This window comes from Corynebacterium tuscaniense DNF00037, from assembly GCF_000759055.1.
GTDB classification, from domain to species: Bacteria; Actinomycetota; Actinomycetes; order Mycobacteriales; family Mycobacteriaceae; genus Corynebacterium; species Corynebacterium tuscaniense.
Window position 1 is genome coordinate 23,716 of sequence record NZ_JRNG01000010.1, and the last position, 22,173, is coordinate 45,888.

Sequence of the window (22,173 nt, forward strand, 5' to 3'; positions counted from 1 at the left end):
GGTTTAGCTCACAAACTTCCCAGAGTATTTGCGCGTTTCGGCGAGCCAGTTTTCCAGCTCGCCGGCATCCTGCCACAGGTCGTACAACTCGGAGATCGCCGGGTTGACGGCCTGTTCCGCGCGGCGCCGAATCCACTGACGGTCATCGCGGGTAAACGGGAAAGACAGTGCAGCTGTGTATTCCTCCGATGGCACGAAGCCATTGAGCACCGCTGCCAAAGCCAAAACAGTTTCAGCCTCGTCGGTGCCGAGCGCCCCGCGCCCGCAATCAAAACGAAATTGCGCCATACGGAAAGACCCGTCGGCCAATGCGGCGACGGTATCCAATGCCTGATCATTATCAAAAGGCCCGATGTCCCACGTTCCCATAGGTGGGGACAGTAGGGATAGCAGGTTAATCAAACGTGTCTACGCATTAGCCAGACACTTAACATTGCCGGTCGAGTGAGCAACCTCTTGTGTTTTTGTCATCATTCCATTACTGGAAAGCTTCGCCTGTTTTCACTGCGTCAATGAGTCGTTTCACCTGTGGCGCGAGTTCTTCCAACGGGCCGTTATTATCAATAGTCCAATCGGCTGCCGCTTTGCGCGCGTCATCGCCAATCTGCTGTTTAATCCGTGCGCGGGCATCAGCCTCATCTAAGCCGCGCGAAGACACAAGGCGCTTCACACGTTCTTCAGCAGCAACATCCACGACGACGGTGAGATCCATGTCTTTGTTCAACCCGAGCTCGATAAGCAAAGGCATGTCATAGACTGACACAGCAACACCATCGGCTTCTGCTTGGATGAACTGCCGGTGGGATTCCGAGCGAATCGCCGGATGCGTGATCGCGTTCAGTTGTTGAGTGGCCCCCTTGTCCGCGAATGCTCGACGCGCAAGCTCTGCCCGGTCCAGTGAACCATCCACTTTGAGTACATCGTGGCCAAACTCCTCCGCTACTTTGGCGAGGACTGGTGAGCCAGGTTCCATGATCTCCCGACCGATCTTATCTGCATCTACAACGCGAAAACCCGCTTCGGCCAGCATCGCTGCCACCGTGGTTTTACCGCTGCCAATGCCACCTGTCAGTCCAATCTTTTTCATGCCCGCCACCGTAGTCGAGTTCAGAGTAGAGAAAAAGGCCCGCACCTTTCGGTACGGACCTGGCTCGCTGGAGGCCTTTCGGCTGCTCCCTAGTGATGAGTCGCTTCCGTCAACCCCCTAGTGATGAGTCGCTTCCGTCAACTCCGTAGTGATGAGTCGCTTCCGTCAACCCCCTAGTGATGAGTCGCTTCAGCGACTCATCACTAGTTGCCAGCGAGCTTCTCGCGTAGAGCAGCGAGCTGCTCATCGGAAGCGAGGGAACCACCCTGCTCAGCCTCGCCAGCGGACGGAGCTGCCGGAGCTGCAGCATCGCCGGAGGTGGAGCTGTAGTTGGTCGGGGTAGCGCCCTCACCGTTGGCCTCAGCCTCTGCTGCGGCAGCACGGTTGCGTTCGATCTGAGCGGTGTGAGCCTCGTGCAGGCGTGCAGCCTCGGCGTAGCGAGCCTCCCACTCCTGACGTGCCTCGTCGTAGCCTTCCATCCACTCGTTGGTCTCCGGGTCGAAGCCCTCCGGGAAGATGTAGTTGCCCTGCTCGTCGTAGGAGTCGGCCATGCCGTAGCGGGACGGATCGAACTCCTCCGAGTAGTCCTCGTCTGCCTGCTTGAGAGACAGGGAGATGCGGCGACGGTCCAGGTCGATGTCGATGACCTTGACCATGACTTCCTGGCCAACACCAACAACTTGGTCCGGCACATCCACGTGGCGCTGAGCCAACTCGGAGATGTGGACGAGGCCCTCGATGCCCTCCTCGACGCGAACGAATGCGCCGAACGGGACGAGTTTGGTGACCTTGCCTGGGACGATCTGGCCCACAGCGTGGGTGCGGGCGAAGACGCGCCACGGATCTTCCTGGGTTGCCTTCAGGGACAGGGACACGCGCTCGCGGTCGAGATCGACGTCGAGGACCTCGACGGTGACCTCGTCGCCAACAGTGACAACCTCGGATGGGTGGTCGATGTGCTTCCAGGACAGCTCGGACACGTGGACCAGGCCGTCAACGCCACCGAGGTCGACGAATGCACCGAAGTTGACGATGGAGGAGACAACACCCTTGCGGACCTGCCCCTTCTCCAGCTGGTGCAGGAAGTCGGAGCGGACTGCAGACTGGGTCTCCTCAAGGTATGCACGACGGGACAGAACAACGTTGTTGCGGTGCTTGTCCAGCTCGATGATCTTGGCTTCGAGCTCCTGGCCGATGTACGGATCCAGGTCACGCACGCGACGCATCTCAACGAGTGAGGCCGGCAGGAAGCCACGAAGGCCAATGTCGAGAATGAGACCACCCTTGACAACCTCGATGACGGTACCGGTAACCGGCTGGTCGTTGGCCTGGAGCTCCTCGATGGTGCCCCATGCGCGCTCGTACTGTGCTCGCTTCTTGGACAGAAGCAGACGACCTTCCTTGTCCTCCTTGGTCAGGACAAGCGCGTCAATCTCATCGCCGATCTGAACGACCTCATCCGGGTCGACGTCATGTTTGATGGAGAGTTCGCGGGTCGGGATGACGCCTTCGGTCTTGTATCCAATGTCGAGAAGAACCTCATCATGATCGACCTTGACGACGGTGCCGGTGACAATATCGCCATCATTGAAGTACTTGATGGTCGCGTCAACTGCGGCAAGAAAATCCTCAGCGCTGCCGATGTCGTTGATGGCAACCTGCGGGGTAGTAGAAGTGGGCATAAGTTATGTTGCTCCGAAACGGATAGGAGATAGCAAATGGACATGAGCGCATCTCTCGATACTCCGACTCGTGGATATCAAATCCGTGTATGAGCTGGTGTTTCGATCTCGCCCCCAGCGCGGACGGCCCTCCTATAATGACCGGCTCCTCGACAAAAGCGTAGATACGCTCGTTCGAGATTAGTCCATTTTCCCAGCTTGAGCAAACTTTAGGCGCATGCGTCGCCAAGCCATTACCGACGGCGATTTGAGCATTCCGCAACGAACCCCACTAGGCTTGTACAGCCAAACAAATTTTTGATAGCGCCCGAAGCTTTAGCCCGGCGCATAGGTGGTGTTTTTATGTTAAAACGCGGTATCGGTATCGGTTTCGCGTTCATTGGCGTCGTTGTTGGCGCCGGTTTCGCTTCCGGCATGGAGGCTTTCCAATACTTCGTGTCCTATGGCCACATGGGTCTGTGGGGCATCGCTCTAGCAGGAATTGTCATGGCTCTGGCTGCCGTGGCTTTCCTCGCCTTCGGGTCCTACTTCCGCGCGACGGAGCACACACGCGTCTTCGGCGCAGTATCCGATGGATTGTCCTCGAAGATCATGGACTGGTCCGCTATCGCCTGCATGTTCAGCGTTGGCTTTGTCATGTTCGCGGGCGCCGGTTCCAACCTGGAACAGGCCTACGGCTGGCCGATCTATGTCGGCGGTGTGTCCATGCTCATCATCATGCTGCTGGTGGGCCGCTTAGATGTGGACAAGATCTCGGTTATCTTGGGTCTCGTTACTCCCCTGTTGATCATCTTCGTGCTCATTGCCTCAATCTGGACGTTTACCCACGCGAGCGTGGATATCGCCGCACAAAGCGCATGGACCAAAGAACATGTCGCCGGCGCGACAGGCGCACCAACTTGGTGGCTCGGGGCACTCAACCACACCGGACTGAACGCGCTATGCACGGTGTCCATGGCCATTGTCATCGGTGGCGATAATTTTGATAACAAGTCCGTACGCATTGGCGGCCTCATCGCGGGCGCATTGTATGCACTGATGCTTGCACTGCTCGTGGTCACCTTGTTCATCGAAGCGCAAGCCGTCAACGGCGATGACATGCCGCTGCTCACCGTACTGTTCAACATCAACCCGGTCCTGGGCCAGGTAATGACATGGGTGATTTTCCTCATGGTCTTCAACACCTGCTTGGGCATGATCTACGCCATGGCAAAGCGGCTTACCCGCGATAAACCGGAGAACTTCTACAAGGTGTACGTGGTCGCCTGCATCATCGGCTTCATCCTGTCCTTCATTGGGTTCAAGACATTGGTGGCTAACCTCTACCCGATCTTGGGTTACCTGGGGCTCTTCGTCATCGCGATCATGGTGTACCAGTACTTCCACTACCGCGATCATCTAGCCAAGGAGAGCGAGGTGCGCACGGCCGCAGTGGACATCGTTACCGATGAGGAAAATTTGGACCCGGACAGCGAGTTCGCGGATATGACCCTGGCGGAGCTCGCCGAGGAGTCCAGCCTTGACCTTGAGGAGTTCAAAGAAGGCCTCGAATCAGAGATGGAAGCCTTTGACTCCGACACGGAGTCAAAGAAGGACTAAGCTCGCCTACTGGCGTCGCCTAGTGCGCCGCCTCATCCCAGTTCTTGCCGGTTCCGGCGGAGACTTCCAGCGGCACACGCAAGGTGATTGCGCGGTCCATCTCCTCTTCGACGATCGCGCGCACCTCCTCCAGCTCGTCCGGGGCCACCTCCACCACGAGTTCGTCGTGCACTTGGAGCAGAACACGCGACGCCAGCGGTTTACCTGCACGCTTCGTCGTTGACAGTGCATGGTCAACGCGGATCATGGCTACCTTGATGATATCCGCTGCAGTACCCTGTATCGGCGCATTCAGCGCTGCACGCTCCGCGTTTTCACGCGCCACGCGGTTATCGGAGTTCAGCTCCGGAAGGTAGCGGCGGCGACCAAAGATCGTGGAGGTGTACCCGTCACGGCGGGCCTGCTCCACTACCTGGTCCAGGTAGCGCTTGACGCCGCCGAAACGCTGGAAGTAGCTCTCCATGATCTGTTTCGCTTCACCGGCGGGAATGCCCAGCTGGTTGGACAGGCCATAGGCGGACAAACCGTAGACCAACCCGTAGCTCATGGCTTTGACCCGGCGGCGCAATTCCGGTGTGACCTCGCTGATAGGCACGTCGAAAACCCGCGAGCCGACGAAGTTGTGCAGGTCCTCCCCTTCCTTGTAGGCCTCAATGAGGCCCGGGTCTTCGGAGAGGTGCGCCATCACGCGCATTTCAATCTGCGAGTAGTCAGCCGTGAGTAGGCACTCGCACCCCTCGCCTACAGTGAATGCGGATCGAATGCGACGGCCCGCTTCTGTGCGCACAGGAATGTTCTGCAGGTTCGGGTCAGTGGAGCTCAAACGCCCCGTGGACGTGACGGTCTGGTTGAACGTAGTGTGAATCCGGCCATCCTCACCCACAGACTTGATCAAGCCCTCTAGCGTGGACTTCATCTTCTGGTACTCACGGTGCGCGAGCAGCTGATCGAGGAACGGGTGCGGGTTCTTCGCCGCAAGCGCCTCAATCTCCTTTGCCGCCGTGGAGTAGCCCGTCTTCGTCTTCTTCGTCTTGGGCAGCTCCAGCTTGTCAAAGAGCACAACGGACAGCTGCTTAGGCGACGACAGGTTCAGCGAAGGTTCATCCACGAGCTGGCGCGCTGTTTCTTCAGCAGCAGCAACCTTTTGCGCGAATTCTTTCTGCTGGTTCTGCAGCACATCCACATCAACAGCGATGCCGTTTTCTTCCATCTCCGCAAGAATGGTCACCAGCGGCAATTCCAAGTCCGCGTAGAGCTCATAGGAATCAATCTCGCGCAGTTCACCCGTCAACTTCTCAGCCAACTCAAGAATCGCCGCGGCGGAATCCACCACCGAAGTGTCCTCATCCAGCAGACTCATCTGCTCACTCGCAGGCGCGAGTTGTCGCTGTAAGTGGCGCTGATACACATCCGCCAGGTCATACGTGCGCTGGCCCGGACGCAACAAGTACGCCGCAATCGCCGTGTCATGCGCAATGCCGCGCAGAGTCATCCCGCGCCCACGCAACATGTGCCATGTGGCCTTCGCCGAATGCACGTACTTCGGCGCATCCGATTCAATCCATGCCTTCAGTGCAGCGTCCTCAGCAGGGCTCAGATCCCCCAGTTCGCGCGTCACAGCATGCCGTTGCTTATCGACGACCCCCACTGCCTGCACATCCCCACTCGCCGGCACCCCAGTGCCCACGACGTACAGGGCCATGCCTTGGCCTTCGCGCTTATTGAGCCACTCATCCAATGGTGCCTCATCGATTGTGAGTTCAACAGCCTCATCGGCAACGTCACCGTCGTCAAGCAGTACACCATCATGCGGCACAGCGGCGAGCACTCGTTCGCGCAGATTGACTCCAAATTCCAGGTCATCAAACGCAGTAGCTACCGCATTGACATCAGCGGGTTTGAGTTCCAGCTCATCGGGACCGACGGGCAATTCCAGGTCACGCACCATCTGGGTGAGCTCGCGGTTGAGCTGAACCTGCTCGATGCGCTCGCGGAAGGAGTCGCCCACCTTGCCCTTGATCTCATCTGCATGATCAATGAGGCCTTGGAGGTCTCCGTACTGCACGATCCACTTCGTCGCCGTCTTCTCCCCCACACCCGGGATATTCGGCAGGTTATCCGACGGGTCGCCGCGCAGCGCCGCGAAATCCGGGTACTGCGCCGGGGTGAGACCGTACTTCTTCTCCACTTCCTCCGGTGTAAACCGCGTCAAGGTGGACACACCACGGGTGGGATAGAGCACCGTCACCGAGTCATTGACCAACTGCAAGTAATCGCGGTCACCGGTGACAATGACAACCTCGTAATCATCCTGGGCTTGGGTGGTCAGTGTGGCCAGAATGTCATCAGCCTCATAGTTCTCCTTGGTCAAAGTGACAATAGCCAAGTCCCCCAGCACATCCTGGATGATGGGCACCTGGCCCTTGAACTCCTCGGGTGCTGATTCTCGCTGTGCTTTGTACTCCGGGAAACGCTCCGTACGGAACGTCTTGCGCCCGATATCGAAGGCCACTGCCACGTGCGTCGGCTTTTCATCCGCGAGGATGTTCGCAAACATTGACAAAAAGCCGTACACCGCATTCGTATGCTGCCCACCCGACGTGGAGAAATTCTCCACCGGCAAAGCATAAAAAGCCCTGAACGCCATCGAGTGGCCGTCAATGAGCAGAAGACGTTTCTTAGCAGAGGAATCAGAAGAAATCACAGCGTCCCACCTTACCTGCGACTGTTGAACGCCGATTTAGGGTTTGCGCAAAAGCCCAAAACCGCCCTAAGAGGACATATGAAAACCGGTTCCCCACGTAATTTTCCGCCACAGTTTCTCCAACGGTCCCTGGCCGAATCTCTTGAGCCAAAGTGCGCTAAAAATCATCTGTGCAGTCAGCATGACTAAAACCACTCCCCATGCCGTGAGGAAAGAAGCATTCGTAGCCGATCCTTGTTCGGCGGGGATGCCCAACAGCGGTCTGGATGCCAGCAGAATCACGGTGGCTCCAATGTAGTTAGTCAAAGCCATTCGCCCCAATGGAGCAAAGACCACTTCGAATCCTTGCCGCAGAGGCGTGCGCACAAGAACGACCACCGCAGCAACCCACGTTGCGGCGAAAAGGAAACCCGCAATAGATGAATGGGGTGAAAAACCTGCTTGATCACGGTAGAGGTATTGGACATAGCTGGCGATAGCGGTGAACAAAATGAGTACTGGCAGCGCTAACGCTGCTGGCTTCGGATTCTCATCCAGCTTTTCCGGAACGCGCCACTCCGATACCGCAAAACCAAGTAGGAGCAGACCCGGAATGAGCAAAACACCGCCAAAATACGCGCCGACGAGGGTAAGAATCGCACCAAGGGCCAATGCGATTCCTCGTCTCTTTTCCAGCGGTAAGAAAGTTAAAGGAAACAGGAAGACGAGCCCGCCAATTGCGTAGGGTCCGAGCGCTTCACCTGGCTGGAAGATCCCATGAACCAGCCCAAGGAGAAGCAAAGGAATGAGTCGCCGCAGCATGATCTGCCATTCCACTCGGCCACGTCTCCGCGCCGAACGAGTAATCATGGCAAACCCAATTCCAAATAGAAAAGTGAATACGGGAAAGAACCTTTCGTTTGCAAGGAAGTTCATCCATGTCCAAGCCTGGGTGTCTCTTGCGGACTCGGGAAACATATTCCACATCTGCGTCACGTTGACGAATGCGATTCCACATACCGCGATTCCACGTACGACGTCCAGAGAAAGGAGGCGGGGGCCTGTGCTTGTGGAGTTTGCCGAAGAAGCGTTGAGGGTCATTAAGTTCCTTAATCTTGAGTACTTCCTCTATACCGAATTTCTCCCCTGCTAGTTCATGAACAGGCCTTTACATTCCTTCTTTTGCGTGTTTCGACGTTGCCTAGGGCACAAAATATTAAAGAGGTTCTAGACATTCTGTTCCAGAATGAATAGTATGAAAGTCATGGGCAGGCCAAGAGAGTTTGATGAAGACCAAGTTATCCGCAAGGCAATTGCACTATTTGGCGAACGCGGATTTAATGCTCCACCCGTAGATGCAATCCTTTCTTCCCTTGGGATTAACCGCTCGAGCTTCTACAAGCTCTTTGGATCGAAGCACGGCCTGCTCCATGCAGCACTGGAGGCAGTGTGTCAAGAAGCTAATGCCGGAGAAGTGACCGAGGACGCAAAAAACCTCGTTGTGGTCACCCTCGTTGAAGTTGCACCTACCAGCCACGAGATGCGAGGCCTCATTCTTGACGCAAGCGTTCTGTGCTTTGGAAAAGACAACGCTGCCCTGGGCGAACACCTACTCAACCGCGCCAGCGGAAAACTCAAAGGAGAAACCAATGCTCAATAAACTCACTTTTACTGACGACGCACTCATAGTTGAACCCGTTGGGATGAACAAAGTCTGGTCCTTTAAAGGCTCCATCAAGGTGCCGTGGAGCCATGTTCGAGGCGCCACCCACGACCCAGGGATTAAGGATGAGCCGAAAGGCTTCCGCGGCCCCGGGCTGGCCCAGGGGAAGAAATTCGCTGGAACATTCCGCACTGGAGGAGAGAAGCACTTTTGGAACATCAGCGGGTATGAGAACGCTGTAGTGATCGAGCTGACCAACGAAGACTTCAGCCGGCTAATTCTCTCGATCGATGACCCAGCGCCGAACGTAGCAAGGATTAATGAATTGGCTATGGCCAATAAAAGTAGTTAAGCAGTGAACTGCAGGGGTTCCTCGTACGCCGCAATCGCATCACCAAAACGCACAACAGGCTGGTTGGTATCCAGCTCCGGGCCGCGCAAAAGTTGGTTCATGCCCGGTATTGTGCACAGTCATGGCCACCAAAATGAAGGACTACTTCAACGCTGAAACCGCACAAAGGCTCGGCGCGCAGCTCGGCATTGACGGTGCGGAGTACGCCGCGTGGGTTGCTCCACTAGTCGAGAATTTAGAGATATTGGACCGCGTGACCGTGTTTGCGCAGGGGCTGCGGGAGCGCCTTGGCAGGGAGTATGCGGGGGTGATGGGCGGGATCGTCGAGAAGCTTGGGCCTGAACTAGCTGAGGGGGAAGGCTACTTCAACCACGCATTCCATTTGTGGCCGGTGAGCCGTTTCATTGAACTGTACGGGTTGGATAAGCCAGAGGTTTCTTTAGACGCGATCGAGGAACTCACGAGGGCTTTTACCGGCGAGTGGGCCGTGCGCCCCTACCTGGAGCGCTACCCGGAGCTGACCATGTCCCGGGTACACGAGTGGGCTGACTCCAACAGCCACAACGTGCGCCGTCTCGCTTCGGAGGGCATCCGACCACGCCTGCCATGGGCGAAAGTGCACACGCCGTTTGTAGCGGACCCCTCCCCGATCATCCCCATCCTCGACCGGTTGTATGACGATGAATCGCTCTTCGTCCGCAAATCCGTGGCCAACAATCTCAACGACATCGGCCGCACGCACCCCGAGTTAGCTCTCGCCACCGCTACACGCTGGGCAGATAGCGGCGCCCCGCACGCGGAATGGGTGGTGGAACGCGGGTTGCGCGGGTTGATCAAGCAAGGTCACGGTGAGGCCTTGGAGCTGGCCGGGTTCTCTTCACCTACCGCCATCACCATGACTCGCCCCGAGTTCCCCCACGCTGTGGGTGTTGGGGAGAAAGCGACCCTTTCAGCGACGCTCATTAACACGGGCGATGCGCCCGCGAATGTGCTGGCGGAGTACCGCGTTCACTTCTTAAAAAAGAACGGCACCCGCAAACCAAGCGTATTCCGCCTTGGCAAATACACGCTTGAGCCCGGCGAAACCCGTGTGGTGACCAAGACCCACCCGTTTCGGGTGACCAGCACTCGCATCTACTACCCCGGCACGCAGGCATTGAGTCTGGTAATCAATGGGCGCGAGGGTGAGCTAGTGGAATTCGAGCTCACTCAGTAACAAACCCAGATGGACTAGCCGCCATTAGATCGTGAGGTCTCACTGCGCTCCGGCGTGGCTCCCCGCTGCACCATTTTCGAATATCGTGCAGAACCCCCATTAAAAACACCAGGACTGCACTGAACTTCGGAAAGTTGAGGGCATGCTGTAGGCACCCAGGCCTCGGGTTAAATGAAAGTAGCCCCAAGACATAACCGGAACTATGTCTCGAGACTTCGGGGGTTTCGGAAAACTCCACCACCAGCAGCAATATGGCCTAGTTCCCGGTCTAGTTCCACGCATTTCTTGATTTGGTTCCAACGCGTGCCCGCTACCAGGAGATTCGCCACTCCCCAGATGCCAGTTACGCGGCTTTACTGCTCCTGCTCGTGAAAGAGCAATTCGTCCTCCAGTGCGTCGCCGAACTCGGTGAAAATCTCGGCGTAGGCCGTGACGATGCCGAGGGAGATGATCTGCTCTTCAAAAAGGTCATCGAGGGCGTTCTCGTCGCCGTCTTTCCAACCAGAAGCAAGTGCTTCAAGTTGCCCCTTGTCCAAGAGCTTGCGCTTTTTCACGCGACTGTCGCCTAGCGCACGACCAACGAGAGCTCGCCGTGCCTTCTCTTCCTCGCTGGCAATGTCATCGCCGGGCTCCCAGCTCCCATGCACGAAGGTGTTCCTCATGTCGATTGGCTCTTCCAGGTCTTCCGCTATGCCGCGGCAGGTTGCGCAAGGCGCTTCATTTGTGAGAGCATTCCGTAACCCCCTGGCCATCTTCTGAGCTCGGTGCGTGGCTCCCCGCAGCTCTCCTTCACCGAAGTGGTGCTGGCACAGGTCGGCCATCAGGTTTTCTACACGGGCCGCAGCGAGTACGAGACAAGCGTAGACGGCGAGGAACTCGTCGTTGAAGCTCTGGAGATACGGCAGGGGTTCCCTCCGGGCAAAGGGAAGCAATCCTGCGTACTGCTCCGAAAGCTCTCTCGCGCTTTGAAGTACGGCTTCCACGCCTGGCAAGACGGCGACGCTTTCGGAGATGCCCTTGTATGCCTGGTCGAGGGTCTTTTGCAGTTCGTCCGAAATGGGCGGCAGCTCGATCTTCGGAGCGTAGGCCGAGAGGTCAATCTTAGGCACCATGTCCCTGAACGCGCTGGTGTAGTCGATCCTCGGAATGTTGGCTCGGCTTATGGATTTGAGGAACTCGGCGTCTATTGGGGCGTAGGCCTTCCGCGCTGTTTCTGCGATTTCAGCCATCAGGTTTGGGTAGTGCGCGTGAAGAAGGCTGTTGAGCTCGTCATCAGTGAAGTCCGAAATTGGCCGGTCGAGAGGGTCGGTGTTGTCCTGGTCGTCGTTTTCGTGGGCGTCGAAGTCAGGCTGAGAGTCATTGGTCATGGTCCCAGTGTGCCTTGGGTTGCGGGCGAGCAATCGTGTCTGGGGGTGAAGGGTTCGCTCTTGGCTGGGACAGAATCACCGCGCTGAGTTCTATTCACCAGCCGGCACAAACCACCGTCGCGTCTGGCACACCACGGCCGGCAGGCCTTCCTTCCGACAGTTCTCCGCGATCTTCCGGGCAAGCGGGAGTTTGTTCGTGCGGCCGAGGAACTCGGTGCCACACTGCGTCCAAACCTCGTAGGTCTGCTTTCCGAAGCGAGGGTCGATCAACTCACGCGGTGCGTCCTCGTAGACACCGGTGTCAGCCACGAGAGTGTCTTTTTCCATGTGCGTCTCGGCGACTAGCCGCGAGCGCTCCCACATCGACAAGTTCCGCGGGTCCGCGTCGGCTTCCAAGGTAACGAGCCCGGTGGCGCGGTCGCAGTTCCTCACCAACGCGGTCAAGAACTTCTTCGCTTCTGCCACGTCGAACTCGACGTGTTCGCCATCAGCGCCCAGCAGTCGCACGGTCTCGGCGTTGCGGCCAAGGAACACATTCATGTGAGCGAGCTCGTCGCGGTCGAGAAACAGGTCGAGATGGAGAAGCACTGACTCGGGGCGCCGCCGTTTCGGAACCGGTACGGAAAGGAACTCGATGTCTGATTCGTCAAAGTGCTGGTGGCTCATACGCCAGCAGCCTGCCTAGAGCCCAGGGCTGCAAACAACCGCAGGGGTGCGAGGTTCGGTTAAGGCTAGGACGTCTCTTTGAGTAGCGAGTCTGTGTCAGTTTCGATCCTGTCCCACCGCGCGAGGTATACAGCAGCCTTCTCTCCGCGAGCCAACCGCTCGCCGGTCTCGCCGAGCGCTGCGGCCGCAGACCAGTGGACGGACAGGAGGGTGAAGTTCTCGTCTCGGACTTCAATCCGAGACCCCGTCGCGGGGTACGGGGCGGTTCCACTTGGTGTCAGTGCGTAAAAGCTGGCGGGCGCGGCTTCGTCGGACCAAGAGTTGTCGTGGTGTGAGGTCATGCTTTGAGCATGTCGTCGTAGCCACGTTGTCGCTAGGTCGGGGGTACTTGCTTAGTAGGGAGCGTTGCCTGATGTTCGCGGGACATTGAATTGCCGCTGAGGTTCCTCATCTTCACTGCTGGCTTGAGCGTCGTGCGTGAACTGGAAGGACATGGCGAGGAGCTGTTGAGTGAAATCCAGCGCGTTCGTTGCAGTTCTATCGGTTATCGCTTCGATTTCGTGAGTGGCATCGTTGCCCCACTCCCGGATGCTGTCTGCCCAATCGTTTTTCATGCGACGCGTGAGGTAATCGTTCTCAACCAGGTAATCCACGCAGGCGAGGAAACTCGGAGCTCGGTTGTTGTCAGCCTTGGGGGCCAATCCGAACTCTACGGCGGTAGCGAACACGATCTTCCTACACATCAGAACCGAGCTGGTATAGGCGCCCACGGAGTGCGTGAGCACGGCCTCGCGCCACATCTCGTCTATGTGGTTCGGCAAATTTCGTATCGGCCGGTCGCCAGCAGCAGGAGGGAAAACAGTCCATTCAGACCGGCCGTCGGACAACGCGATAGACGCCCCGAGACACTCAGTGCAAACCATCCACCGGAAATGCTTCCTCTCGGTGCTGCCTGTTGGATAGGACTTAGCGATATTCACCGTTCGGCCGCGGCCGCAGTTCGGGCATTCAATCGAACCTTTGTTGGCGGTCGAGTCTTCGAAACGAAACACGGTATGTCCGTCATTGGGGTGCAGAACAAGTAGGCTGAACTCTTTTCTCCCGAGCATGTAACTCCTTTGATCGTGGTGGCGGTCAGGTCAATCGTAACTACCGGCAACGACACCCCTCGTTTTCTTTCGAACACGCCGACGACTAGGGCAGGCTGGTCATCAAACGCTGTTCGCTGCTCGCTTCGAGTCCCAGACCGAAATCTCGTTTCGGTTCGTTAACCTTGAGACAGCACTAGAGAGGACACCCATGTCACGACTTACTGACCTGCTTGCGCAGGCAAAAGGCTTCGACCCGAAGTTCGCGGCCGAGCTGGAGAAGGAGATTCGTCACTCCCAAAACCGGCGCTCCTTCGGCCTCGTCTTTGAGCGCCACCTGCCCGACGCTGTCGAGCTTCCGACCCGGCCGGTGCGCCGTGGCGATACGGTTCACATTCTCCCTCCCCGCGGCACGGCAGCACCCACCGACCCGACACTGTGGACAGTGGCGAAGATTGACCGCACAGCCATGGGAGGGGCCACCGCGGTGGTTGTCGAAACGAAACCCGCTGAGGGTGTCGAGCCGGAGGTTCGAGACGGAATTGCAGTAGACGACCTCGTCGTAGTCGCCCAACACGACGACACGATCTACCCGGGGCTCGTCCAGACCGGTGAGGTCGTGAACTCGTTTGACCCGGAGGCGCCTTTCCACACGGTCATCAACGCCGAGAATCTGCACGCTTTGAACCTGCTGACCTACACCCACCGCCACAAGGTGGACTGCATTTACATCGACCCTCCTTACAACACGAGGGACAAGGACTGGAAGTACAACAACGACTACGTCGACGGCGACGACCACTACAAGCATTCGAAGTGGTTGTCGATGATGGAGAAGCGTCTGGAACTCGCAAAGGAGCTTCTCAACCCCGAGGACTCGGTGCTCATCGTCACGATTGACGAGAAGGAGGTCCACAGACTCGGACTGCTACTTTCCCAGACCTTCCCAGGGTCAAAATCGCAGATGGTTTCCATTGTTATCCAGAACGCGGGGAGTACACGCGCTCAAGAATTGGGCCGAGTCGAAGAGTACGCGTTCTTCGTATTCAACGGGTCTGCCAAACCTGCGCTTGTCAAAGATGATCTACTCAACGAAGCGCCCTCCACCAAAGTCGATAAGGTGCGTTGGGAGTCACTGCTTCGCAGCGGAACCGACAGCCTAAGAACCGACACCCCTAACCTCTTCTACCCAATCTTCATTGATGATAAATCGGGAAGAATTGTGGGGTGTGGAGAGTCTAAGGGCGTTGACAGTCCTCGCAGTGAATGGGTGGTCCCCGACGGAACTCACGCAATATGGCCAGCTAAAAAGAACGGGGTTGAAGGGAGGTGGCAATGCCTCCCCTCGACGCTCATGGGATTGGTTGAACAAGGAATGGCCAGAGCGGGAAGGACTAACCCCGAAACAGGTAAAGGAACAGCCTGGTACTTGGGGCGCATCGCCCGGAACAAGATTGACTCCGGCGAGTACACAGTAACTGGGAGGGACGAGCAGGGCGCATTGGTTGTCGAAGTCACGGACCCGACGATTAATCAATATCCCGCCAAGACGATCTGGAATCGCCAACGTCACCACGCAGGATGGCACGGCACGAATCTGCTGAACCAAATGCTTTCCGGAAGGAAATTCCCGTTTCCGAAATCGCTGTTTGCGGTTGAAGACGCTATCAGACTGGCTACCAAGAATCAGCCCAACGCAACGGTCCTCGACTTCTTCTCCGGTTCGGGAACGACTGCACACGCCGTCATGCGACTCAATAAGCAGGACGGCGGCCGCAGGCGCTCCATCTCGGTTACGAACAACGAGGTGAGCTTCGAAGAGGCGAAACAGCTCACGATGGCCGGCCATCGTCCAGGCGACCCGGAGTGGGAGAAGCTGGGCATTTGCGACTACGTGACAAAGCCGCGCATCGAGGCGGCCATTACCGGCAGGACCCCGGCCGGCGATCCGATCAAGGGCGACTACAAGTTCACCGACGAGTTCCCGATGGCCGACGGATTCGAAGCCAACGCGAGATTTTTCACCCTCACCTACGAGCCTCCGACGCGAGTGCGACACGGACTGGCCTACAAGCAGATCGCTCCGCTTTTGTGGATGCGTGCTGGACAGTTTGGACGAGTCATTGAGGCAATTCCTGACCGCGGCTGGGACGTCGCCGAAAGCCACGGTGTCATCAAGAGGTTGGCGGCGGTCGACGCATTTGCTACAGCGATCCGCGAAGCGGGAACCGTCACGACTGCGTACATCGTCACCGACGACGACTTGGCGTTCCAGTCGGCAGTGGGCCGGCTTGACAGCCTTGGTGTTGAGTGCGTGCAGCTCTACAGCACTTACCTCACAAACTTCGCCTTTACCCAGTCCGGAGGAGCGATCTAGCCATGAAGTACACGCTTAAGCCCTACCAAGAAACTGCCTCCGCGGAGATTCTCTCCCGCCTTGACGAGGCGAACGAGGCCAGGTCGATTAAGAAGCCGGCTTCGTTCGCACTCTCTGCGCCAACCGGCGCTGGTAAGACGGTCATTGCCTCGGACGTGTTCGAGCGGTTGCTGCTGCCGAGTGACGACCGGGTACCGGACGAAAACGCGGTGATCCTCTGGTTCTCGGACAACCCCGATCTGAACCGTCAGTCCCGCCACCGCATTGAGGGCGCGTCTAGCCATCTTGCGTCTCGAACGGTTGAGATTGACTCCTCGTTCATCCGGTCTGAGCTGGAACAGGGCAAAATCTACTTCCTCAACACCCAGAAGCTCTCCAAGGGCAGTTTGCTTACGGGAGGGCGGAAGAAGTCGAGCAACTTCGAGCTCTTCGAGGCTGCTCCCAACACCGGTCAGGTGACGATCTGGGACACGCTGCGCAACACCTTGGAGTCGCCAGACCACAACGTGTATTTCGTCGTGGACGAGGCTCACCGCGGCTCTGGTAAGCAGTCTGACCGCGAGACGATCCTTCACCGTCTCATCGCCGGCCACACCCCGGACGGTGCTACCGCTCCGGTGCCGCCGATGCCGGTGGTCATGGGAATCTCCGCTACACCTGGCAAGTTCAAGACGATGATGCACAACATGCCAGGCGCCCGTCTTGTCCTTGATGACGTTGACGTTCCCGTTGATGAGGTGCAGGAGTCCGGTCTGCTGAAAGACATTGTCGAGCTCCAGATTCCGGGCGAAGAAGGTGAGGCGTTCGAGAACGTCTTTGTCACCCAGGCAGCAGGTTTGCTCGCCGAGTCCACCCGTCGCTGGGCGGCGTACCACGCTGAGCAGGGTGGCGACGGCAAGCGGGTTGTGCCGCTCATGGTCGTGCAGATGAAAGACCTGGCCACCCCGGAGGACATGTACCGGGTGATCCAGTCACTGCGTGAGGGCTGGCCGGAACTGCCCTATGACTGCTTCGCCCACGTCTTTGGTGAACACACACCTATCCAGGCCGGCGATGTGCTCGTACCGTATGTCGAGCCGCAATCCGTGGAGGATCGCGAATGGATTCGCGTTTTGTTCGCCAAGACGGCTATCTCCACTGGCTGGGACTGTCCGCGTGCAGAGGTGATGGTCTCCTACAGGCCGGCTAACGATAAGGATTTCATCACGCAGGTCATTGGCCGCATGGTGCGCTCTCCGCTCGCGCGTCGAATCCCCGGAGACGATTTGCTCAACTCGGTTCTGTGTCTGCTGCCGCGCTTCAACCGCAATGCTGCCGAAGAAGTAGTGCAAGGCATCAACGCCCCGGACGACGACGGCACCATCAAGCCACCCATCGACCCCGTGGTGGAGCCCGAGCTCCTTACGCCGGTGAACAACGACGACCTGTGGGAACTGTTCACGCAGTTGCCAAGAGAAATCGCGCCCAAGCGCTCCGACAAACCCATTTCCCGTTTGCTCAACGTGGGTGTGGAGCTGGAGACTGACGGGTTGCTCGACAGCGGGCAGGTCAAGGCGGAGCGCGAGCTGATCGCTGCCGTTAACGGTCTGCTCGTCCGCTACGCCGACGAGGTTGAGAAAGCCAAGGAAGACATTTTGAAGGTGGAGACCGCCCGCCTTGTCTACCGTTACTCCGACCGCAAATTGGACAACGAGAACGTGCTGGAACTCGTGGCCGACGACCGGGTCATCACCGAGGCCTTTGAGCGAGCAACACCGGCCTACACCCGGGCTCTCGCGAACCTGTGGGTCAACGACTACCTCGTCGCCGGCATCGAGCGCGGTGACGAGGACGAGAACCTCATCATCGAGGCGCACCTGACACTTGCCGCACTTGCGAAGGTCGAAGGTGCCCGCGACGCATTGTGGCGTGAGGCTGATCTGATCGCGAAGAAATGGCTCGACGCCAACCGCGCTGAGATTGCTGCACTCCCGGACAGCCGGGAAACGACCTACACCACACTTCGCGAGATGGCCGAAGAACCCAGCTTCGTTTACCTCTCGAAGCCGAAGAATCGGTTGCAGTCCCCAGGTGTCTGGAACGCACAGACGAAGGAAATCGACCCGTTCCCGCGCTACGAAAGCCACGCTTTGGCCGCCGAGGACGGTACTGCTCCGGCCAAGCTCAACGAGTGGGAGCAGAAGGTCGTGAGCACCGAAATGGACCGCAACGGAGCTGTTGCCTGGTACCGCAACCCGTCTCGCCCGAGCCCGGACGCGGTGACCGCGGTCTACTACGACGAGGCCACCGGCCGCTGGCGTAGTGTGCAGCCGGACTTCATCTTCTTCCTCCGCGACCGCGAAGGCGCCATGCGAGCGTCCATCGTTGACCCGCACGGTGCCTACCTCGGCGACGCGCTCGGAAAGCTGCGCGGGCTCGCTCGTTACGCGGAGCAGTACGGAGAACACTTCGTTCGCATCGAGTCTGTCTCCGGTACGGACGCTGAGTCGCTTCGAGTGCTCGACTTGAAGTCCGAAGCGGTTCGCGCAGCGGTGGCCGAGGCGGCGAGCGCCGAGGCTGTGTACGAGAAGTACGGGTACGACTACAAGTAGCGGCCCGTCCTTGGACCGCTAAGGTCGCGCAGCTTTCGGATTTCTAGTCGATTGGCGCGACCCGAATCCGATTCCCGTCCGGGTCAGCGACTACGAAAGTTGTGCCAAAAACGTCTTCGTGTGGCTCCTCGATAACACGAATGCCTTTGTCCACCCAGGCGTCGTAAGTCTCCTGCACCTGTTCTGCTCTGATGTTCAGGCAAACTTCTGATGTCCTCACCGGTTCGCTTTCCAGAGCTGATGACTCCCCAGTCCACAGTGCCAGAGCAACGTCTTCCGCTAACCCGAAAGTGACGTAGCGCGGTGTTTCAAACGTCGTTTCAATGTCAAGTAAATCCCTATAGAAGTCAACCGACTTCTGTATGTCGCTGACGTAGACGATGAAAACTAATTCACGGTTCATTTTCTTCCTCCAGATTCAAGATTGCTCTGGCCACGTTACCTGGGCCGCCTGTCGCCCCGGAGGAATCCAAGTATCGGAACCAGATTAGGGAGTCTACGGTCAATCAGTTTCTTCGAAGCCGGGCTGAGCTGTACGAGTTCACAAGAACCCAGTGAAAGCTCCGCAACGGTAGACCGAATTATTCCGTCGCATCGCTCTATGACGACTTGTCGTCTACGTACGTTCTAGCAAAATCTCCCCGAAGGTTTTTGAATGGTTTCGCCTCCGCCCGCGACACCGTAGGGGTATGCAAGTTGAATTAGGTATCCGACGGGGCGGGTTTCGCCCCCGGCCACAGGCGCACTTCGAGTCCGATTTCGAGCCGGGCCATGGTCTCCAGGGACGGCCAGGAATTGCCGTTGAGGATGTCCGAGATAGTCGAGGCGGCGACGCCGGACTTCTCCGCGACCCTTTTGATGCTCCGGTAGCGGTTCCGCTCGCGCCGCAGATTGATGACCATGGCCTGGATCATTCGATGCTCAGGCACCGTCACGTCGAGACTGTCGGGCCATCCCGGGTAAAGGCTGGCGGGGCTACCCGGCTTCGGTCGTACCATGCCCCCACCGTAGCGTCAGGGACAAAAAGTTTGCTGCTAGGGGTAGTCGTAGCCACCCTTGGACCGCAGGTGCGGCTTGCGGGCGACCTGGTGCGGCCAGAGACTCGTTTCGAGAATCGCCTCGGCCGCCGCGACGGTGTGGACGGCGGGCCACCGCTCGCCGGAGAGCCAACGACGGAGCACGGTCTCGCCGATGCCGGCGCGTTTAGCAAAGTCCTGCTGGGAACTTGCCCACCCGCGCTCGATATACCGCTCAATCTCACGCACGAGTGCCTGCCGCATGCCGAGTGCCTTGGCGTAGACGGGCGGAAGCCCTGCGGGGTCAACGTGTGGCCACTCCGGGTAGGCCTCGCGCGGTGGCGGGAAAGCGGACATGGTGCTTACCGTACCGGGGTTCGAAGCGGTCTCCGCAGCGGTGGCCGTTGCGGGGGTATGACTTTTGCTCGTAAAAGGGGCACGTCATGTCGCTAACCCCGCAAGAACGCGAGTACGTCGAGCGGCGAGTAGCTGGGTACAAACCGCAGCTTGTTAGCGACTCGACATGGGACACCGTGGCGCCGGTGGTTCAGGAGGTGGCGTTGGAGGCTTTCGAAAAGGGTGGAGCCGAAAAGTTGCGGCTGTCGCAAGCACACCACGGGGAGGTCTCGAAGTATCTCAGGGCGCTCACCCATATCGCCGCGTACTGCCACCGCGTCGGCCGGCCAGTAGCCCGCGAGACGGTGCTCGACGTGGATGTCTGCCACGCGGCACTGAACGATCTCGCACAAACGCACCGGAACACGGTCACGGTCCGCACGTACCTCAACAAAATCAGCATGACGCTCACCGGCACGTCGATAAGTCTTCTACCGCGCGAGCCAAAGGAACAGGCGAAGCCGTACACAAGGTGCGACTTCGACGCGCTCCGTCATTGGGTGCAGTCGCAGTCCACCCCACTCACACGAGAGCAGGCGTTCACAGTGCTGGCGCTTGGACTCGGAGCTGGTATCTGCGACGGTATCGAGACCGTCCTCGCGAGTGACGTGACCGTCCGTGACGGGGTGACCTGGGTAAATGTCAAGCGACTTCGCGGAGCAGGGTACGCCCCGGAAGTGCCCGTCGCAGCGGTTTTCGGGCCGGGGCTCGCGGCGGTGACCGAGACGAGAGACCCAGGCGTACCGCTTTTGCCCTACGGGGACATCAATGACCTGGTCAAGAAAGAGCTGAACAAGGGACGCTCGTTCAAGGTCTCGCTGCGTCGGCTGCGGGCGACGTGGGCGGTGGAGGTGCTCCGCGCGGTGCCGCGAGAGGTGGCGGTGGCAGCTATTGGAACGACGCACATCGGCGAGTTCGAGAGGCTGGCGCGAGTTGACCCGTCACGCCCGGACACGGTGGAAGACCACGTCGAGGCTTTGATCGACCCGTACGCCACCTGGCCTGGTCTGACGTCGAGTGCTGGGGCGGCGAGTCATTGGGCTGGACTCGGCTCAAGAGCCGATTCCGGATGCCTGAGAGCGGACCAAGACCTTGGCGATTACCCCCAGACGGGTGAACCTAGAAGTACGCATAGTGCATCTCTGCGCGTCGTTAAAGGAGGCTTGAAGTGACTGAACAGTGCAGTACAAAGCGTAGTTCGACGTTAGGTTGCTGCGATTGCCGTAATCACTTCGACCGGCCCGTGAGCCGTTTCTGAACCTTGACGACCTTTAGGTGTCGACCCAGGCTGGTGCTATCTCACTCCACCACAGAGATAGCCCACGCACCCACCACCTACGGCGTGGGCGGACAAGGACAATTCGACATGCCCACCACACCGCATGAAGTCATCGCGGGATACGCCCCGACCGTGATTCCAGCGAAGCGTTGGGACGCGGTTCGAGATTTCGTTACGGAGTCCGTTTCGACTGCCGCGACGGAGGACTGGAGCGCGGACAAGACCCGCGCTGCGCTTCGTACCGTCGCCCGACTCGCGGACTACGTTTCGATGACCGGACGGGAAGTCTCGGTCGAGACCGTGTTTACCGAAGCCACAGTCAACGCTTATGTAGACCAGTCTGGGTACAGCACTCACGTCCAAGGCACGACCAGGTCATTGCTCCGCGTTGTCGGCCAGGCCGCTCACCGGCACTACGACACGCCGAGGCAGCGCCCTCAGTACGGAACCGACAAGAAAAGCGCCCCGTACACACCGGACGAAGTAACGCGTCTGCGCCATTGGGCCGACGGCGAGGCGACTGTTCAGCGCCGTCAGCAGGCCAACCTGCTCCTGGCGTTGACCCTCGGCGCGGGCCTTCGCTCCGGAGAGGTCGCGGCGCTTACCGCTGCGGACGCCGAAACGGATGAGACCGGGACGGTGGTGTACCCGTCGGGTTACCGCGGGGCTGGGCGGCGCTTTGTACCTGTAGACCACGACTGGGCTCAGCCGATTCGAGATGCCGTCGAGCGAGCCAAAAGCCCGGACTCATGGTTGTTCCGCCCGGAGCGGACGACCTCGTCGGCGGGCACTGTCGCCTTGTTCCTCAAAAGGTCGCACCGCCCGTCGCTGGCCGTGGACATGAGCCGCGCTCGCACAACCTGGATTGTCACCCAAGTCCGACGCGGAGTGCCGGAGTCCGCAGTGATTGAAGCCGCGGGCCTTAGCGACTTGCAGCATTACCGGAAGTTCCTGGTCAACGAGGACCAAACCACGGCGCGAGAAGCAAGGTCGTTGTTGCACGGAGGTCCGAAACGAGAGGCGGGACGGACTTCCCTCACCGTGATTCGAGGCGGGGCGTAGGCGCCCCAGAACCAACTAACCACTAGCCCACAAAACCCCTGGTGAACAC

General features: G+C 58.7%; 20 protein-coding genes. 8 read left to right on the forward strand and 12 right to left on the reverse strand.

Annotated elements, in window-relative coordinates; all coding sequences use genetic code 11:
* Positions 1-3 precede the first annotated feature (3 nt).
* The 3 genes from HMPREF2129_RS03045 to rpsA form a co-directional block, all read right to left on the reverse strand.
* On the reverse strand, positions 4-369 hold the full coding sequence (locus HMPREF2129_RS03045) for a DUF4259 domain-containing protein (RefSeq protein WP_034663002.1): 366 nt from the start codon (positions 367-369) through the stop codon (positions 4-6).
* A gap of 109 nt (positions 370-478) precedes the next feature.
* Positions 479-1,087 (reverse strand): dephospho-CoA kinase, encoded by a 609-nt coding sequence (coaE, locus tag HMPREF2129_RS03050; RefSeq protein WP_034663043.1) that lies wholly within the window; start codon positions 1,085-1,087, stop codon positions 479-481.
* Positions 1,088-1,290: 203 nt separating this feature from the next.
* Positions 1,291-2,769, reverse strand: a complete 1,479-nt coding sequence (gene rpsA / locus HMPREF2129_RS03055; protein ID WP_034663005.1) for a 30S ribosomal protein S1 — start codon at positions 2,767-2,769, stop codon at positions 1,291-1,293.
* 342 nt (positions 2,770-3,111) lie between these two features.
* On the opposite strand from rpsA, the gene HMPREF2129_RS03060 reads away from it, so the two are divergent.
* The gene (locus HMPREF2129_RS03060) at positions 3,112-4,368 is read left to right on the forward strand and encodes a YkvI family membrane protein (protein WP_052092601.1); all 1,257 of its coding nucleotides are present in this window, start codon (positions 3,112-3,114) and stop codon (positions 4,366-4,368) included.
* Positions 4,369-4,387: 19 nt separating this feature from the next.
* Here HMPREF2129_RS03060 and polA read toward each other — a convergent pair whose 3' ends face one another.
* Positions 4,388-7,072: a DNA polymerase I gene (gene polA / locus HMPREF2129_RS03065; RefSeq protein ID WP_269544846.1), complete on the reverse strand. Its 2,685-nt coding sequence runs from the start codon at positions 7,070-7,072 to the stop codon at positions 4,388-4,390.
* A 66-nt stretch (positions 7,073-7,138) separates the two neighbouring features.
* A complete protein-coding gene (locus tag HMPREF2129_RS03070; RefSeq protein WP_084576485.1) occupies positions 7,139-8,152 on the reverse strand; it encodes a DUF418 domain-containing protein in 1,014 nt (337 codons plus the stop codon).
* Between the two features lie 154 nt (positions 8,153-8,306).
* On the opposite strand from HMPREF2129_RS03070, the gene HMPREF2129_RS10555 reads away from it, so the two are divergent.
* The 3 genes from HMPREF2129_RS10555 to HMPREF2129_RS03085 all read left to right on the forward strand — a co-directional run bounded on the left by HMPREF2129_RS10555 (position 8,307) and on the right by HMPREF2129_RS03085 (position 10,282).
* On the forward strand, positions 8,307-8,711 hold the full coding sequence (locus tag HMPREF2129_RS10555; RefSeq protein WP_232218081.1) for a TetR/AcrR family transcriptional regulator: 405 nt from the start codon (positions 8,307-8,309) through the stop codon (positions 8,709-8,711).
* Positions 8,701-9,066, forward strand: coding sequence for a hypothetical protein (locus HMPREF2129_RS03080; RefSeq protein ID WP_034663010.1), 366 nt, complete (start codon positions 8,701-8,703; stop codon positions 9,064-9,066). The genes HMPREF2129_RS10555 and HMPREF2129_RS03080 overlap by 11 nt, the downstream gene beginning before the upstream one ends.
* Positions 9,067-9,187: 121 nt before the next feature.
* A complete protein-coding gene (locus tag HMPREF2129_RS03085; protein ID WP_034663012.1) occupies positions 9,188-10,282 on the forward strand; it encodes a DNA alkylation repair protein in 1,095 nt (364 codons plus the stop codon).
* Positions 10,283-10,635: 353 nt separating this feature from the next.
* Here the strand turns inward: HMPREF2129_RS03085 and HMPREF2129_RS03090 are convergent, their stop codons facing one another.
* The 4 genes from HMPREF2129_RS03090 to HMPREF2129_RS03105 all read right to left on the reverse strand — a co-directional run bounded on the left by HMPREF2129_RS03090 (position 10,636) and on the right by HMPREF2129_RS03105 (position 13,424).
* A complete protein-coding gene (locus HMPREF2129_RS03090; protein ID WP_034663014.1) occupies positions 10,636-11,649 on the reverse strand; it encodes a hypothetical protein in 1,014 nt (337 codons plus the stop codon).
* Positions 11,650-11,739: 90 nt separating this feature from the next.
* Entirely contained in the window at positions 11,740-12,315 is a 576-nt protein-coding gene (locus HMPREF2129_RS03095) for a hypothetical protein (protein ID WP_034663017.1), read from the reverse strand.
* A 65-nt stretch (positions 12,316-12,380) separates the two neighbouring features.
* Entirely contained in the window at positions 12,381-12,656 is a 276-nt protein-coding gene (locus tag HMPREF2129_RS03100; protein WP_034663019.1) for a hypothetical protein, read from the reverse strand.
* 51 nt (positions 12,657-12,707) lie between these two features.
* Positions 12,708-13,424, reverse strand: coding sequence for a DUF4145 domain-containing protein (locus HMPREF2129_RS03105; RefSeq protein ID WP_034663020.1), 717 nt, complete (start codon positions 13,422-13,424; stop codon positions 12,708-12,710).
* Positions 13,425-13,614: 190 nt separating this feature from the next.
* Here HMPREF2129_RS03105 and HMPREF2129_RS03110 point away from each other — a divergent pair, with 190 nt between their 5' ends.
* Together HMPREF2129_RS03110 and HMPREF2129_RS03115 are read left to right on the forward strand one after the other, a co-directional pair.
* Positions 13,615-15,780, forward strand: a complete 2,166-nt coding sequence (locus HMPREF2129_RS03110; RefSeq protein WP_034663023.1) for a site-specific DNA-methyltransferase — start codon at positions 13,615-13,617, stop codon at positions 15,778-15,780.
* 2 nt (positions 15,781-15,782) lie between these two features.
* Positions 15,783-18,371 carry a DEAD/DEAH box helicase gene (locus HMPREF2129_RS03115; protein ID WP_034663024.1) on the forward strand — a complete coding sequence of 863 codons (2,589 nt, stop codon included), beginning with the start codon at positions 15,783-15,785 and terminating at the stop codon, positions 18,369-18,371.
* Positions 18,372-18,414: 43 nt separating this feature from the next.
* Here the strand turns inward: HMPREF2129_RS03115 and HMPREF2129_RS03120 are convergent, their stop codons facing one another.
* The 3 genes from HMPREF2129_RS03120 to HMPREF2129_RS03130 form a co-directional block, all read right to left on the reverse strand.
* Entirely contained in the window at positions 18,415-18,774 is a 360-nt protein-coding gene (locus tag HMPREF2129_RS03120; protein WP_034663026.1) for a VOC family protein, read from the reverse strand.
* Between the two features lie 298 nt (positions 18,775-19,072).
* Positions 19,073-19,369: a helix-turn-helix domain-containing protein gene (locus HMPREF2129_RS03125; protein ID WP_084576487.1), complete on the reverse strand. Its 297-nt coding sequence runs from the start codon at positions 19,367-19,369 to the stop codon at positions 19,073-19,075.
* Positions 19,370-19,405: 36 nt separating this feature from the next.
* Entirely contained in the window at positions 19,406-19,744 is a 339-nt protein-coding gene (locus HMPREF2129_RS03130) for a helix-turn-helix domain-containing protein (RefSeq protein WP_034663029.1), read from the reverse strand.
* Between the two features lie 86 nt (positions 19,745-19,830).
* Between HMPREF2129_RS03130 and HMPREF2129_RS10560 the strand changes: the two genes are divergently transcribed.
* Both HMPREF2129_RS10560 and HMPREF2129_RS03140 read left to right on the forward strand, forming a co-directional pair.
* Entirely contained in the window at positions 19,831-20,955 is a 1,125-nt protein-coding gene (locus HMPREF2129_RS10560; protein ID WP_052092607.1) for a hypothetical protein, read from the forward strand.
* A 194-nt stretch (positions 20,956-21,149) separates the two neighbouring features.
* A complete protein-coding gene (locus HMPREF2129_RS03140; RefSeq protein WP_034663033.1) occupies positions 21,150-22,124 on the forward strand; it encodes a tyrosine-type recombinase/integrase in 975 nt (324 codons plus the stop codon).
* Positions 22,125-22,173 lie beyond the last annotated feature (49 nt).

Coding starts and splice junctions, on each gene's coding strand:
- HMPREF2129_RS03045 (WP_034663002.1), bottom strand. CDS start 369: ATGGGAACGTGGGACATCGGGCCTTTTGATAATGATCAGGCATTGGAT.
- coaE (WP_034663043.1), bottom strand. CDS start 1,087: ATGAAAAAGATTGGACTGACAGGTGGCATTGGCAGCGGTAAAACCACG.
- rpsA (WP_034663005.1), bottom strand. CDS start 2,769: ATGCCCACTTCTACTACCCCGCAGGTTGCCATCAACGACATCGGCAGC.
- HMPREF2129_RS03060 (WP_052092601.1), top strand. CDS start 3,112: ATGTTAAAACGCGGTATCGGTATCGGTTTCGCGTTCATTGGCGTCGTT.
- HMPREF2129_RS03070 (WP_084576485.1), bottom strand. CDS start 8,152: ATGACCCTCAACGCTTCTTCGGCAAACTCCACAAGCACAGGCCCCCGC.
- HMPREF2129_RS10555 (WP_232218081.1), top strand. CDS start 8,307: ATGAAAGTCATGGGCAGGCCAAGAGAGTTTGATGAAGACCAAGTTATC.
- HMPREF2129_RS03080 (WP_034663010.1), top strand. CDS start 8,701: ATGCTCAATAAACTCACTTTTACTGACGACGCACTCATAGTTGAACCC.
- HMPREF2129_RS03085 (WP_034663012.1), top strand. CDS start 9,188: ATGGCCACCAAAATGAAGGACTACTTCAACGCTGAAACCGCACAAAGG.
- HMPREF2129_RS03090 (WP_034663014.1), bottom strand. CDS start 11,649: ATGACCAATGACTCTCAGCCTGACTTCGACGCCCACGAAAACGACGAC.
- HMPREF2129_RS03095 (WP_034663017.1), bottom strand. CDS start 12,315: ATGAGCCACCAGCACTTTGACGAATCAGACATCGAGTTCCTTTCCGTA.
- HMPREF2129_RS03100 (WP_034663019.1), bottom strand. CDS start 12,656: ATGACCTCACACCACGACAACTCTTGGTCCGACGAAGCCGCGCCCGCC.
- HMPREF2129_RS03105 (WP_034663020.1), bottom strand. CDS start 13,424: ATGCTCGGGAGAAAAGAGTTCAGCCTACTTGTTCTGCACCCCAATGAC.
- HMPREF2129_RS03110 (WP_034663023.1), top strand. CDS start 13,615: ATGTCACGACTTACTGACCTGCTTGCGCAGGCAAAAGGCTTCGACCCG.
- HMPREF2129_RS03115 (WP_034663024.1), top strand. CDS start 15,783: ATGAAGTACACGCTTAAGCCCTACCAAGAAACTGCCTCCGCGGAGATT.
- HMPREF2129_RS03120 (WP_034663026.1), bottom strand. CDS start 18,774: ATGAACCGTGAATTAGTTTTCATCGTCTACGTCAGCGACATACAGAAG.
- HMPREF2129_RS03125 (WP_084576487.1), bottom strand. CDS start 19,369: ATGGTACGACCGAAGCCGGGTAGCCCCGCCAGCCTTTACCCGGGATGG.
- HMPREF2129_RS03130 (WP_034663029.1), bottom strand. CDS start 19,744: ATGTCCGCTTTCCCGCCACCGCGCGAGGCCTACCCGGAGTGGCCACAC.
- HMPREF2129_RS10560 (WP_052092607.1), top strand. CDS start 19,831: ATGTCGCTAACCCCGCAAGAACGCGAGTACGTCGAGCGGCGAGTAGCT.
- HMPREF2129_RS03140 (WP_034663033.1), top strand. CDS start 21,150: ATGCCCACCACACCGCATGAAGTCATCGCGGGATACGCCCCGACCGTG.